A 13,806-nucleotide genomic window follows, 5' to 3' on the forward strand; every position below is an offset into this window, starting at 1 on the left:
CGCTGGATTTTTTTGGCTGAAAGGCGAAATGAAAATTGATTCCTGTTTGGATAATGGAGGTCGTTGGAATTATGAAACAAAATCCTGCGAATATTCTTCGTAGGCTCTGGGGGGCAGGTCTTGCCTTGTGCCTTTCGAAGGGGTGAGGCTGGAATTTTTGTATAGATAAAGTAATGACTGGAGGAGCCACGGATGGCCAGACCGTTGCGCCTGGAGCTTCATACCCACTCTGAATCCTGTGGACAGAGGCCGGCTATAGATCTGATGGTTGTTTGTATTCTCGAAATCCAAAGGAAAAGGTATGAATAGAGGAATATCGATCAGAACAGTATTGTTAGGGGCTTTACTTGTTTGTTCGATGACCGCCAGGGCAGAGCTGGTCTGGTCTGGCAATCTTGGCGTCTCTGAAATCATTACGGTGGATAACGGTGGCTTTCTGATTGGCTTTACGGCTCCGGTTGATCCCGCGTGTACGCAGTGGAGTACCAAACACCTCTGCGTGTATCCCGGCGAGCAGGGACTGACACTGGATGTCATTCCCTCCTATCTTGCTCTGGGGCTGAGCGCACTGACCACGGGAGCAGAGGTGAAGGCGCATTACGATAATGCTACTCCGCTCTGCTATGTGAAGTATCTCCAGATTGGTCGGTAGAACCGGAGCAATACATCGTGAATGCGCTCGGGCTTTTAGGGGCGGGTCTTTCCACTTGCCTTTCTTGGCTGAGAAGGATGGCTGCAAAGCACCGGGCAAGACCTGGCCCCCGTGGTGCTCTGTTGACGGTTACCTGAAATTATGGACGGGGCCATAGGTATGTTCATTCGCATTTTTCTTTCTGTGCTCTTTGTATCTTTTGCTACGGGATGTACGACGATCGTACATAGTGATCTTGTTGGTGAGTGCAAAGTACTGGCATTTGATCAGAAGTTGTGGGTTGGCCGAGAGGAGGGGAGCGTTGGGCAGAATCTCATGACCTCTCTTCAGCAAGAAGAGATCATGTGGAGCAGAAAGAGTGTTGCAGGGATCGTAGAAAAAGGGACCAAAATCAGAGTTGAGAATGTCATTAGCGGGTGGAATGGCTCATCAGGAAGGTACTTGCGAGTACAAGTAAAAATATTGGATGGGCCATTTTCTGGAGTGGTTACAGATATTCCAGCTAAAGCTCCTTATCATCCTGGTCCTTCATGGGTGAATTTTACATTGGATCCAAACGAGCTGAGATTAGACCCTTATCTCCTCAAGGATTGTTAAAAAAGTACCCTGTTACCGCTTGGGGTCAGGGCTTATTCTGTGCTGGGGTTGAGCACGGAGTGCAAACCTGAGGCTTCATCGAGAGAATTTTTTTGGAGGTAGGATATGAAACGGATTGTTCTTTTTCTAGGTGTTTTCTTGGTGCCAGGACTGATCCAGGCCGGTGAGCCAACTTGTCATACCAGCACGGCGGCTCCTTACTGCTACTATTTAGGTAAAGTGAAACAACTTTATATCAATGATAGTGGCGTAATGCTGCTTTACTTCGATACCCCGATGGCTTCTGGCGCGCCAGCGAGCGTTGGTATTGGCGGCGTGTCGAAATTCGTGGCGGGCGCGATTTCCTATAAGGACAAGCCGGAGTTTGCTTCCTACTTCTACAGCACGGCTCTGGCGGCTCAAACCACAGGTAAAGACGTTAAGATTCAAATGAGGGGAACGGTTGGGGGATATTTAAAAATTGACCGTATATGGGTGGAGTGACCGGGAAGGCTCGCCAAATTCATCAGGCGGGTCTGTGCCGCGTTTTTCGGTGTTGCCGGTCCTCCAACCCCAACCTCCGATGCCACTCGGCGATACTCTCCTCCGGATAGCCGTCAAAGCATTTGTCGTTCTTTCCGGCTTCCACCTCCACCCAGTTGGCTTTGCTGTCCAGTAGCAGATGCACCCGTTCGGGCGGGATTGGCAGGTCGGTGTCGATGGCCGAGGCGAACGGGTGGACCAGTTCCGGCCAGCGTGGATCGAATACCCACAGGGCGCTGGCGCAGTGGTGGCAGAAGTGCCGTTCGCCAGGACTGGGTTCACCATCAATGACGGCATGGTAGATGCTCTTATGCTCGGCGCCTTCCACGGAAAGCGTTTCGGCGCGGCCGCTGAGGTTGATGGCGTAGCCGCCACCGCCGGCGGTTTTGCGGCAGATGGAACAGTAGCAGCGCTGGTAGGGGTAAGGGTGTGGTGACTCGACGCTGAAATGTACCGCGCCGCAGTGGCAGGAACCGTGAAGCAACATGACTTTCCCTCCCGAGGTCCGGGCCGTCACTGACGATGGTGTCAGCACGGCAGGGGGTAATGCCGATGGCTATGGCACGAGGGTAAGTCGATCAATCTGGACAGGCAATGGGAGAGCACGGAACTCCCCGGGTGAAGGAGCCTCCAACGTGATGAGGAAGGAAATGCCGTGTTTACCTTCTATACATTTTTCATCTGGGAGGAGAGTGCCATGTCCATGGGGGCCCGATTCGTAGCAACGGGATTCGCTCTGTTCGCTTCGATTTTGTCCAGTTCCGGCGCCTGGGCGTCGGAAGGGGAGGCAGGAAACGCCGTTTATGACGGTGAGCTGTCCGGTTTCGACTACGCTTATCCGGTGAACCGGTTCGAATTTACTTCCCAAGGTGGGCCGATGCGGATGGCTTATCTGGATGTCAAGCCGGAGACACCAAACGGGCGCACGGTGGTGCTGATGCACGGCAAGAATTTCTGCGCGGGCACTTGGGAGGGCACCATTGAGGCGCTCTCCGAGGCCGGGTATCGGGTGGTGGCGCCGGATCAGATCGGCTTTTGCAAATCCACCAAGCCCGAGAATTATCATTTCAGCTTTCATCAGTTGGCGGCCAACACCCATGCTTTGCTCGAGACGCTTGATATCGACAAGGTTACGGTGATGGGGCATTCCATGGGCGGCATGCTGGCCGTCCGTTATGCGCTGATGTACCCGGATGGGGTGGAGTAGTTGGTGCTGGCCAATCCTATCGGATTGGAGGATTGGAAAGCGAAAGGCGTGCCGTATCAGGGCATCGACCAGGCCTACCAGTCGGAATTGAAGAAGAGCGCGGAGGGCATCCGGGCGTATCAACAATCCACTTATTACGCCGGCCACTGGGAGCCGCGTTATGACCGCTGGGTGGAGATGCAGGCCGGGATGTATCGCGGCAAGGACCGGAAACGGGTGGCGTGGAATCAGGCGCTGACCTCCGACATGGTGTTCACGCAACCGGTGGTTTATGAGTTCAATCAGTTGCGGGTGCCGACTCTGTTGTTGATCGGCGAGCAGGACAACACGGCGATCGGCAAAGGGCTGGCCAGCGAGGAGGTTAAAAAGGAACTGGGCCGCTATGAGGTGCTGGGTGAGCAGGCCGCCGAGCGAATTCCCGATGCCACTTTGGTGGAGTTCCCGGAGCTGGGCCATTCTCCGCAGATTCAGGCGCCGGAGACGTTTCACAAGGCTCTGTTGGACGGGCTGAGCGAGCTGTAGCGGACTCTGCTCGGGACAGGGCTGGTGCTGTGCCAGCGATCCTCAATGCCCTGGTGCCCCTGAATGGTTGGATTCGGATTACCTGGAGACCGATTGCCACGGCTAGCGGGGCGGTCTTGTGATTTGCTTTTCTTGGCCGGAAAGAAGGGCTGTGAGGTGCTGGGCAAGGTCCGCCCCATTGCCTTTTTGTGATGGCTGAACTTCTAAAAAGCGCATTCGTCAGGTGATACCATGACATCGATGCCATGCTACATTTACGATTTAGAGCTACTACCTCCAATAAGCAATAAAAATTGGAAGGGCTATAATTATGAAAGCAATCAGAAGGGTTTTGCCGTTCCTCGCATTGCTCCCCTCGCTAATGATCTCCGGGTGCCAAACGCCACGCCAGGCAGCGACCTCCGTGGAGGAGGCGTTGACGGATGAATGGAAGGCATCCGTGGTTTCCAGCAGAAGCAACATTGGCATGCGTACTGACATTGACATTCACACGCAACATATTTTCGTAAGAAATGATGGCTCTGCCTTGACCTCAGAGGTCATGGAAAAATTTGCTTCCCCCGTGGACTCCAAGAAAAACGGTGATCCGAAATTAGACTACGTATCAAGATGCAGGTCGTCATCAGGGTACTGCTTTAACATAGCCGTTTTCGGTAACAAGAACGTCAGCCACCATGTGCCATACGCCTTAGGGTTTGTTCCGAACTCAACCGCAGTCTACTTTGACATGGATGTCAGGTCTGATAGATATCCAGGCCGAATGATATTCGGGGAGAGGCAGAGAGGGATAAAGATCCTTGAGGGTGGCGCTGAAGTTCCCTTTGTTTGGTGGCAGTCATCGGCTGAAAAAGAAGTCGCTTTGTCTCAGGCTCTTATATACGCACGGGCGTATGATAGTGATGGATTAAATGCCTATCATGCCGCTAGAAAACGAGATGAGACTCTTGGCTCAGCCGGTAAAATTCTGGCCACTTCCAGTGCCGTGGCATTTGGCGCGGCTGGCATGGCTACCAACAGCATGACTCAAGAGCAGGCCGAAGATCTTGTCACGGGGGTTTACACGGGCGATGCGGAACAAACATTCAGTGCGTTTTCCAGTGATTCGGGTGCGAGCGCCGCGGGCGATGACTTCCGATTTGACGGCCTCCGGAATTTTACTGTAGACAGCTCAAGGCTGAGGGTATGCGTTTCCGATTATGAATGTGAGGATGGTGATAGAGTCAGTGTTTCGATCAACAATCAACCCATTTTCTACAACCATGAAATTCTAAACACGCCCTCTTGTAGAAATGTCGATTTGAATGACCTGTCCAGCACGGGAACCGCTTTCTCAGGAGAGTCGTTTTCAATTAGGCTGATAGCAAACAATGGCACTGGATACAAAGGTCATTGCTCTCATAAAAATGTTAACACGGGAAAAATATCCATCTCTGGGGGAGGTGGTTCGGATCAATGGAGCATTCGTGGAGGAGGAGGCACAAGCTCATCCGTTACGTTCATACCTTGATCGCAGGATGCTGGGGCGGGCTAGCGATGTGGTCAATGCACGCCAAAAAATGGCTCTCGCGGATGGTCCTGTAGCAAGCCGCCGCCAGTGATCAGAATCGCCCCGTGCTCCGAGGCCAGGAAGCCCAGAGATGATTATCGCCGGGGTCGGATGCTTCTCCACCTATTCCGGATGAGGGCTCGTGCCAAGCCGCATTGACCGTGATAACCGTCAAATGATCATCAATCTCGGATTCCTTCAGACCATGCAGGTGCGCCGGCTTCGGCCTTAGTAATACGGTCCTGTATTCCCGTAATAGGGCAGGGGAAATCAAGTAAATAATACCTCCTGCCAACATGGCATCGACGATGCGTGCCGTTGCGCCCGGGTTTCTTCAACGGCAAGACTCAGTGCTTCTTCTTCGTCGAATTGTGCGTTGGCTCTCGCTTTCGCTACCAGAGCGCGGGCATCCGTCAGCGGTATGATGCTTCTAAGGCTGGAAGGCCCGGAATCGGAAGAGGGTTTCCGACCAGGGGAACCGGAGGCATCGGGGCCGTTCATGACAAATGCTCGCTGGCGTGATCCAGCGCTTAGTATCGGAGCAGGGGGCCGGCGGGTCTGTCGGCCAAATCGGAAAGGTCTGTAGGCCCGGCCCGCAAGAGGGCGTAAGCCATGCCTTTATGAATATGTGTTTTTATGCACATGGAAGAGTTTGAGAGCTCATCCTCCCCCCTACGCCCTTTGTGTGATGAATTCAGGGCGGCATGTCGCTAGACTAACCGGTTTAAACAGTTTGTCCGTGGCTGGCGATGGCGTGGCCGGGCAGGGACGGTTCGCGGGAAGCGAGTAGCGCACTCTATGAGACTGAAAAGCATCAAGCTGGCGGGGTTCAAGTCGTTCGTGGATCCCACGACGGCCCTGTTCCCGGATAACCTCACCGCCGTGGTGGGGCCCAATGGCTGTGGCAAGTCCAATATCATCGACGCCGTGCGCTGGGTAATGGGGGAGTCCTCCGCCAAGCATTTGCGCGGCGAGTCCATGGCGGACGTGATCTTCAACGGCTCCAACTCCCGCAAACCGGTGGCGCAGGCCTCCATCGAGCTGGTGTTCGACAACGCCGAGGGCAAGATCCAGGGCGAGTACGGCAAGTTCAGCGAAATCTCGGTGCGGCGCCTGGTGACCCGGGACGGTCAGTCCAATTACTTCCTCAACGGCGCCAAGTGCCGCCGCAAGGACATCTCCGATATCTTCATGGGCACCGGTCTCGGCCCCCGCAGTTACGCCATTATCGAGCAGGGCATGATCTCCCGGTTGATCGAGGCGAAGCCGGAAGAGTTGCGGGTGTACATCGAGGAGGCCGCGGGCATTTCCAAGTACAAGGCCCGCCGCCGTGAGACCGAGAACCGCATGCGCCGCACCCGGGAGAACCTGGAGCGCCTGACCGACATTCGTGAGGAACTGGAACGGCAACTGGAGCGCCTCAGCCGTCAGGCCGCCGCGGCGGAGAAATACAAACAGTACAAGGAAGAGGAGCGCCACAAGAGCGCTCAGCTCAAAGCCTTGCGCTGGCAGGGCCTGGATCACCAGGTCAAGCAGTTGGACCACGTGATCGGCGAGTTGGACGTGAGCATGGAGGCCAAGGTGGCCGAGCAGCGCCACGTGGACGCCGAGATCGAGCGGCTGCGCGAAGGGCATAACGAGGCGCAGGAGCACTTTAATCAGGTTCAGCAGCACTTTTATGCGCTCGGCGCCGAGGTGGCGCGGCTGGAGCAGAGCATCCAGCATCAGCGCGAGCGCCATCAGCAATTGCATGAAGAGTTCGAGCAGGTTCGGGCCAGCTGGAAAGAGGCCGATGAACACCAGCGGCTGGACGGCGAAAAGCTGGCCATGCTGGAGGAACAGCTGGCGGAGCTTGAACCGCGGCTGGAAGAGAGCGGCGAGCTGCAGGACAGCGCCACCGAGACGCTGACCCTGGCCGAGGAGGCCATGCAGGAGTGGCAGCAGGAGTGGGAGACCTTCAATAACCGGGCCGGCGAGTCACGCCGCCAGGCGGAGGTGGAACAGTCCCGCATCCAGCATCTGGAGAAATCCATCGAGCGCCTGCGCGACCGTATGGGACGGCTCGAAAAGGAGCAGGAATCCCTGGACTCCGGCCCGCTGGCCACCGAGATGCGTGAGCTTCAGGAGCAGGTGGCCGAACTGCAGATGCAGCGCGAAGAGAGCGAGATGAGCAGTGAGCGGCTGCAGGAAGAGATCAACCAACTGCGCCGCCAGAACGGGGATCGCGGCCGGGAACTGGATGAAGCCCGCGAGCGGCTGCAAACCCTGCGTGGCCGCCATACCTCCCTGGAGGCGCTGCAGAAGGCGGCCATGGGCGATGACGGCGCGGTGAGTGAATGGCTCACCCGCCACGAACTGGACGACCATCCGCGCCTGGCGGACCGTATCAACGTGGCCGAGGGCTGGGAAAAAGCGGTGGAAGCGGTGCTCGGCGATGCCCTGCAGGCGGTGGCCGTGGAAGGCCTGGACCAGGTCGGCGACTGGCTGGCGGACCTCACCCATGGCCGTGTCGCCATGGTCCAGCCGGGTTCGGACGCCGCCGCCGGCGGCTATACCGGAAAAACAGGCACGCCGTTGCGGGACAAGGTCTCCGGCAATGCTCCGGAAGGGCTGCTGGCCGGGGTTTACGCGGTGGAAGATCTGCCCGGAGCGCTGTCCCTGCGAGGGCAATTGAGTCCCGGTGAGTCGGTAGTCACCCGTGACGGCATCTGGCTGGGGCCGGATTGGCTGCGTGTAGTGCGGGAAGAGGACCAGGAAGCGGGCATTCTGGAACGCCGCCGGCAGCTGGAAGCGCTGGAAGAGCAGATCGAAACCCTGACCACCACGGTGGAAGACCTCAAGGCGCGGCTGGAAGAGAACCGCGAGCAGGTGGCGGCGCTGGAGGAAGAGCGCGAGGAAGCCCAGCGCCAGGGCAGCCGGCTGAGCCGGGAACTGGGCGAGGTCAACGCCCAGGTCAGTGCCCGCCAGGTGCGCCTGGAGCAGATCACCATGCGCCAGGAACGGCTTGGCCGCGAGCTGGAGGAAACCCGCGGTCAGCTCGAACAGGAACAGGAACAGATCAAGGAAGCGCGGACGGTGCTGGCGGAAGCCCTGGACGCCATGGAGCAGGACTCCGGCGAGCGCGAGGCGCTGCTGTCGCGGCGCGACGATTACCGTCTGCGTCTGGATGACGCGCGGCAACAGGCGCGGCAGCATCGCGACCAGGCTCATCAACTGGCCATGGAGGCCCAGGGGGCCCGTACCCAGGCGGATGCCCTGCGTCAGAACCTGGCCCGTCTGGAAGGGCAGGTGGCCAGCCTGGCCGAGCGCAAGGCGCTGCTGGAAAGCCAGCTCAGCGAGGGCGGCGACGACCTCGGCCTGGAGCTGCAACAGCAGCTGGAAGAAAAACTGGAGCTGCGCCTGGAGGCGGAGCAAAAGCTGGCCGACGCCCGCCGGAAGCTGGAAGAGGTGGAACACCAGATGCGCGATCTGGAAGGCCGCCGTGGCCAGTTCGAGCGCCAGGCCCAGGAAGTGCGTGACGCCATCAGCCAGAAGCGCATGCTCTGGCAGGAGTTGAGCACCCGCCGGCAGACCGTGGCCGAGCAGCTTGGCGAGCAGCATTTCGATCTGGAAACGGTACTCGCCAATCTGCCGGAGGACGCCAACGAACAGGCCTGGAACCAGGACCTGGAGCAGATCGCCCAGCGCATCGCCCGGCTCGGTCAGATCAACCTGGCCGCCATCGACGAATATCAGCAACAGTCCGAGCGCAAGCAGTATCTGGATCAGCAGAACGAGGATCTGGAAGACGCGCTGCGTACCCTGGACAATGCCATTCGCAAGATCGACCGCGAGACCCGGACCCGCTTCAAGGAGTACTTCGACCGCATCAACAAAGGGCTGCAGGCGCTGTTTCCGAAGGTATTCGGCGGCGGGCACGCTTACCTGGAGCTGACCGGCGAGGACCTGCTGGATACCGGCGTGGCGATCATGGCGCGGCCGCCGGGCAAGCGCAACAGCACCATTCACCTGCTGTCCGGGGGCGAAAAGGCGCTTACCGCCTTGTCGCTGGTGTTCAGTATTTTTGAACTCAACCCGGCACCGTTCTGTCTGTTGGATGAGGTGGACGCGCCTTTGGACGATGCCAACGTGGGCCGTTTCTGTAATCTGGTGCAGGAGATGTCGTCCCGGGTGCAGTTCATTTATATCACTCACAACAAGATCGCCATGGAAATGGCCCACGCTCTGATGGGCGTGACCATGCACGAGCCCGGCGCCTCGCGTCTGGTCTCCGTGGACGTGGAAGAGGCCGCTGAAATGGCGGCCATGTAGCCGCGGCCAGGTAACAAGAGACAAACAGGCCCGGGGCCGCCGGGCCGTTAAACTGCTTATATTTTTATGTAACCAGGACACGCTCTTAAGAAGTTTTACCTTATCGGCGTGAATCGCCCGGCTTCCATGCCGATAGCGCTTTGACAGCGGCGGGCGTGTAGCGAATGATTATCTGAACTGACGTTTAACCCTAATGTGGTGTCCGCTTGGGGGCACACGCTAAGGAAGGGGCAAATGGGCCTGAATTTGGAAACACTGATCGGCATTCTGGTTATTCTGATTCTGCTGATTCTGGCCGACGGTGTGCGAAGAATGATCCGCGAACGGCACGGGCGCTTGCGTATGCGCATCGATCGCCGTTTCCGTCGTCCCGCCGGTGACGATGATGAAGAAGACGATTTTCTCGACAGCAACCCGGAAGTGATCGGACGTCCCCGGGTGATCCGTCGCGGCGCCGATGGCGCGCCGTTGCCGGAAGATCGCGATGATCCGCCGATCATGATGGAAGAAGATGAGGCACCGGACGACATGGCCGGACGGCGGGCGGAGCAGCAGAATCTGTTCGAAGATGAGGCCGAGCCGGAGCCGGAGCCGGAAGAGTCACTGCCGTCCATGCGCGCGAGCCGGGATCTGCCGGAGGATGAGCTGGAACCGGAACCGGAACCGCAACCGGCTCGTGAGGCCCCGCGGGCCCGTGCCGAGGCCCGCCAGCCCCATCGTGACGCGCCACCGCCGGAACGGCAGGTGCAGGAGGTGATCGTGTTCCATCTGATCGCGCGCCGCCCGGATCGTTTCGACGGCGAGGCGATGCTCCGCTATCTGTTGGAATGCGGCCTGCGCTTCGGCGAGATGAACATCTTCCATCGTCATCGACAGGGCGACGAATATCCGGAATTCTCCGTGGCCAACGCGGTGGAGCCGGGTACCTTCGATATCCAGACCATGGAAGAGCAGGAATTCGCCGGCATTACTTTCTTCATGCAGTTGCCGGGGCCGCAAGATCCGTTGGCGGCGCTGGATCGCATGCTCACCACCGGCCGGCGCATGGCTGAAGGGCTGTACGGCGACCTGCGTGACGAGCAGCACAGCGTCTTGACGCCGCAGACCATGGAACACCTGCGCCAGCGCGTGCAGGAGTTCGAGCGGCGTCAGCGCGTATCTCATAGCTGAGGTCGGAGGCCTCAAGGCCACTGTGGGAGCTTGCCTTGCAAGCGAATCTGTTGCGCAGAGGCCAATTCGCTTGCAAGGCAAGCTCCTACAGCGGCTTCGTAGCAAAATCCGTAGGAGCCAGCCTTGCTGGCGAATTCGGGTTAAAACCGCCCCCCAGCGCCTGTAGAAAGCAAGGACTCATCCCACCGTGACATCGCCGAAAACCCCGTCTCCCGCCGAACAGATCAAACAGCTGCGGGACCAGCTCAACGACTGGTCCTACCGTTACTATGTGCTGGATGACCCCGCCGTTCCCGATGCCGAATACGACCGCCTGTTCCGTCAGTTGCAAGCGCTGGAAGGGGAGCATCCCGACCTGATCAGCCCGGACTCGCCGACCCAGCGGGTCGGGGACGTGCCGCTGGAAGGCTTCAACGAAGTGCGCCATGCGGTACCCATGCTGAGCCTGGGCAATGCCTTCAATGACGAGGAACTGCGGGACTTTGACCAGCGCGTCCGCGAGCGTCTGGATGTGAGTGGCAGCATCGACTATGTCGCCGAGCCCAAACTCGATGGCCTGGCGGTGTCGCTGGTCTATGAGAATGGCGAGCTGGTGCGCGGCGCCACCCGTGGCGACGGCGAGACTGGTGAGGACATTACCGCCAACGTGCGCACCATCAAGTCGATCCCGCTGCGCCTGCGTGGTGACAAGCCGCCGGCCTTGATGGAAGTGCGCGGCGAGGTGGTGATGACCCACCGTGGCTTCGCCGAGCTGAACCGGCGTCAAGCGGAGGCGGAGCAGAAAACCTTCGCCAACCCTCGCAACGCCGCCGCTGGCAGCCTGCGGCAATTGGATTCCCGCATTACCGCCCAGCGGCCGCTGGAGTTCTACGCTTACTCCCTGGCGCAACTGGAGGGGGAGAACTGGCCGGATCGTCATTCCGCCATCCTCGAGCGGTTGCGCCAATGGGGGCTGCGGGTGAATCCGGAAGTGAAACTTTGCGATGGCGTGGACGCCTTGCTGGCGTTTTACCACGACATTCTGGAACGCCGGGATCAGTTGGATTACGACATCGACGGCGTGGTCTACAAAGTGGACCGGCTCGACTGGCAGCGTGACCTGGGCTTTGTCAGCCGCGCGCCGCGCTGGGCTGTCGCGCACAAGTTCCCGGCCCAGGAAGAGATCACTGTTCTCAACGGAGTGGACTGGCAGGTGGGCCGCACCGGGGCGCTGACGCCGGTGGCGAAACTGGAGCCGGTACAGGTGGGCGGGGTCACTGTCAGCAACGCCACCCTGCACAATATCGATGAAATCCATCGCCTGGACATTCGTGTCGGCGACACCGTGGTGGTGTACCGGGCCGGTGACGTGATTCCCAAGGTGGTGCGGGCGGTGCCCGAGCGGCGCCCCGGCAACGCCGAGGAAATTCATTTGCCGGCCGAATGCCCGGTGTGCGGCAGCGATATTTTCCGCGCCGAGGGCGGCGTGGTGGCGCGCTGCACCGGCGGCCTGATCTGTGGCGCCCAGCAGCGGGAAGCCATCAAGCACTTCGCTTCGCGCCGGGCCATGGACATCGAGGGGCTGGGCGAAAAGCTGGTGGACGCGCTGGTGGACCGGAACTTGATCGCCACCGTGGCCGATCTGTACCGGCTGCAAGCGGAGCCGGTAGCGGCGTTGGAGCGCATGGGCGACAAGTCCGCCGCCAACCTGATCGAGGCGCTGGAGCACTCCAAGACGGTGAGCCTGGAGCGCTTCCTGTTCGCTCTCGGTATCCTGCAGATCGGCGAGGAAACCGCCAAGGCGCTGGCCGATTGTTTCGGTGACCTGGAGACGATCCGGCGGGCACCGTTGCTGTTGTTCCTGGCGGTGCCGGATGTGGGGCTGGAAGTGGCCAAGGCGATTCACGCCTTCTTCCGCGAGCAACATAACGAGGACGTCATCGACGGTCTGCTGGCCGAAGGCGTCCAGCCGCGCGCCAATGGCCATCCCTCCGCGGCCTTCGTGCGGGAGCTGACGCTCGGGTACTTCCTCAAGGCGGCCAAGCGTCTTGGCATGGCGCTGGATGGCGTCGGAGAAAAGTCCCTGGAAACCCTGGGCAGCCATTATAAGACCGTGGCGGCTCTCGCCGAGGCGGATGCCGATGAGGCTCCGGTTCGCCCGGCCATGCTGGAGCAGTTCCACAAGGCGCTGGAACAGGGCGATTGGCGGCAGCGGCTGGAACAGGCCGAGGCGCTGGCCGCTGAGTTGTCCGAAAAGGCGCCTCGGGAAGCGGCGGAGCAGGCCCTGGAAGGGCAGACCTGGGTGCTGACCGGTACCTTGTCCCGGCTGACCCGCGACCAGGCCAAGGCCCATCTGCAAAGCCTGGGCGCCAAGGTGGCCGGCAGCGTATCGAAGAAAACCCATTGCGTGGTGGCTGGCGAGGCCGCCGGCTCCAAGCTCACCAAGGCGGAAGAGCTGGGAGTGGACGTGATGGACGAGGACACCTTCGCCGACTTTCTCGCCGGCCACGGCATCGTTGTATAAGGCGGGATGCCGCGGTGGGAGCCTGCCTGTTGGCGAATGCGGTCTCTGGTGTGAGGTGTTCGCTTGCAGCGGCCCGCCGCCCGGACAAGCTCCCACAGTGGCTTCGTAGTCCGGTCCGTGGGCCGCACGCGATTCCCGTTTTCCCTTTCCGGAGGCCAACCGCTACCATGTCGCAAACCGGAATTCCGAGGTTACCCATGCGAGCCCTGTTGTTGGCGCTGTTGCTGGTCGGACTGGCGGGCTGCGCGTCCACCCCGACCCAGACCGAAAACGTTTGCGCCGTGTTCGATCAGAAAGGGGGGTGGTTCAATAACTGGTACAAGGCCGCCAAGCGTACCGAGAAGGAATTCGGTGTGCCGGTACCGATCCTGATGGCGACGATCTACAAGGAATCCGGCTTCCAGGCCCGGATCAAACCGCCGCGCACCAAATTGTTGTGGATCATCCCCTGGAAACGCCCTTCCAGCGCCTACGGCTATCCGCAGGCGCTGGACGGCACCTGGGCCTGGTACCAGAAGGAAACCGGTCGCCGGGGGGCCAAGCGCTCCGACTTCGCCGACGCGGTGCACTTCGTCGGCTGGTACCACTACCAGAGCCATGTGCGTAATGGCATCCCGTTGAACGACGCCTACCACCTGTACTTGGCTTATTACGCCGGCCACGGCGGCTATTCTCGCGGCGTATGGAAAAACAAACCCTACATGCAACGATCCGCCCGCCGGGCCGCCGCCATGGCCGATCAGTACCGGGCGCAGATGGCCCGTTGCGGGCGTTGA

At 59.6% G+C, this 13,806-nt stretch carries 11 protein-coding genes and 1 pseudogene; 10 read left to right on the forward strand and 2 right to left on the reverse strand.

The features are described 5' to 3' along the window. Window positions 1-301 precede the first annotated feature (301 nt). From CRO06_RS05310 to CRO06_RS05315, 3 genes are all read left to right on the forward strand, one after another. Window positions 302-652, forward strand: coding sequence for a hypothetical protein (locus tag CRO06_RS05310; protein ID WP_097057925.1), 351 nt, complete (start codon window positions 302-304; stop codon window positions 650-652). Between the two features lie 159 nt (window positions 653-811). Next, the gene (locus tag CRO06_RS19920; protein ID WP_143247718.1) at window positions 812-1,249 is read left to right on the forward strand and encodes a hypothetical protein; all 438 of its coding nucleotides are present in this window, start codon (window positions 812-814) and stop codon (window positions 1,247-1,249) included. Window positions 1,250-1,354: 105 nt separating this feature from the next. Then, entirely contained in the window at window positions 1,355-1,732 is a 378-nt protein-coding gene (locus CRO06_RS05315; RefSeq protein WP_022996189.1) for a hypothetical protein, read from the forward strand. Between the two features lie 22 nt (window positions 1,733-1,754). On the opposite strand, the gene CRO06_RS05320 is transcribed toward CRO06_RS05315, so the two are convergent. Next, a complete protein-coding gene (locus CRO06_RS05320) occupies window positions 1,755-2,258 on the reverse strand; it encodes a GFA family protein (protein ID WP_097057926.1) in 504 nt (167 codons plus the stop codon). 210 nt (window positions 2,259-2,468) lie between these two features. Between CRO06_RS05320 and CRO06_RS20185 the strand changes: the two genes are divergently transcribed. The 3 genes from CRO06_RS20185 to CRO06_RS19925 all read left to right on the forward strand — a co-directional run bounded on the left by CRO06_RS20185 (window position 2,469) and on the right by CRO06_RS19925 (window position 5,007). Beyond that, complete coding sequence (locus tag CRO06_RS20185) at window positions 2,469-2,978, forward strand: alpha/beta fold hydrolase (protein WP_244902775.1); 510 nt, start codon at window positions 2,469-2,471, stop codon at window positions 2,976-2,978. Window positions 2,979-2,981: 3 nt separating this feature from the next. Beyond that, window positions 2,982-3,500, forward strand: a complete 519-nt coding sequence (locus CRO06_RS20190; protein ID WP_244902776.1) for an alpha/beta fold hydrolase — start codon at window positions 2,982-2,984, stop codon at window positions 3,498-3,500. 310 nt (window positions 3,501-3,810) lie between these two features. Beyond that, entirely contained in the window at window positions 3,811-5,007 is a 1,197-nt protein-coding gene (locus tag CRO06_RS19925) for a hypothetical protein (RefSeq protein ID WP_143247719.1), read from the forward strand. Window positions 5,008-5,098: 91 nt separating this feature from the next. Here CRO06_RS19925 and CRO06_RS20375 read toward each other — a convergent pair. Then, window positions 5,099-5,362, reverse strand: a pseudogene (locus tag CRO06_RS20375) (PIN domain-containing protein); the annotation flags it as partial. Window positions 5,363-5,844: 482 nt separating this feature from the next. Here CRO06_RS20375 and smc point away from each other — a divergent pair. From smc to CRO06_RS05350, 4 genes are all read left to right on the forward strand, one after another. Further along, the gene (gene smc / locus CRO06_RS05335) at window positions 5,845-9,357 is read left to right on the forward strand and encodes a chromosome segregation protein SMC (protein ID WP_097057928.1); all 3,513 of its coding nucleotides are present in this window, start codon (window positions 5,845-5,847) and stop codon (window positions 9,355-9,357) included. A gap of 234 nt (window positions 9,358-9,591) precedes the next feature. Then, entirely contained in the window at window positions 9,592-10,527 is a 936-nt protein-coding gene (zipA, locus tag CRO06_RS05340; RefSeq protein ID WP_097057929.1) for a cell division protein ZipA, read from the forward strand. A 187-nt stretch (window positions 10,528-10,714) separates the two neighbouring features. Beyond that, window positions 10,715-13,030, forward strand: coding sequence for an NAD-dependent DNA ligase LigA (gene ligA, locus CRO06_RS05345; RefSeq protein ID WP_097057930.1), 2,316 nt, complete (start codon window positions 10,715-10,717; stop codon window positions 13,028-13,030). 197 nt (window positions 13,031-13,227) lie between these two features. Beyond that, entirely contained in the window at window positions 13,228-13,806 is a 579-nt protein-coding gene (locus tag CRO06_RS05350; RefSeq protein WP_022994385.1) for a transglycosylase SLT domain-containing protein, read from the forward strand.

The sequence above is a fragment of the Alloalcanivorax xenomutans genome (assembly GCF_900217905.1).
Lineage (GTDB): Bacteria > Pseudomonadota > Gammaproteobacteria > Pseudomonadales > Alcanivoracaceae > Alloalcanivorax > Alloalcanivorax xenomutans.

Excerpts from the sequence above, each read along its gene's own strand:
- CRO06_RS05350 (WP_022994385.1), top strand. The coding sequence starts at position 13,228 with ATGCGAGCCCTGTTGTTGGCGCTGTTGCTGGTCGGACTGGCGGGCTGC.
- CRO06_RS19925 (WP_143247719.1), top strand. The coding sequence starts at position 3,811 with ATGAAAGCAATCAGAAGGGTTTTGCCGTTCCTCGCATTGCTCCCCTCG.
- smc (WP_097057928.1), top strand. The coding sequence starts at position 5,845 with ATGAGACTGAAAAGCATCAAGCTGGCGGGGTTCAAGTCGTTCGTGGAT.
- zipA (WP_097057929.1), top strand. The coding sequence starts at position 9,592 with ATGGGCCTGAATTTGGAAACACTGATCGGCATTCTGGTTATTCTGATT.
- CRO06_RS05320 (WP_097057926.1), bottom strand. The coding sequence starts at position 2,258 with ATGTTGCTTCACGGTTCCTGCCACTGCGGCGCGGTACATTTCAGCGTC.
- CRO06_RS05315 (WP_022996189.1), top strand. The coding sequence starts at position 1,355 with ATGAAACGGATTGTTCTTTTTCTAGGTGTTTTCTTGGTGCCAGGACTG.
- CRO06_RS19920 (WP_143247718.1), top strand. The coding sequence starts at position 812 with ATGTTCATTCGCATTTTTCTTTCTGTGCTCTTTGTATCTTTTGCTACG.
- CRO06_RS05310 (WP_097057925.1), top strand. The coding sequence starts at position 302 with ATGAATAGAGGAATATCGATCAGAACAGTATTGTTAGGGGCTTTACTT.
- CRO06_RS20185 (WP_244902775.1), top strand. The coding sequence starts at position 2,469 with ATGTCCATGGGGGCCCGATTCGTAGCAACGGGATTCGCTCTGTTCGCT.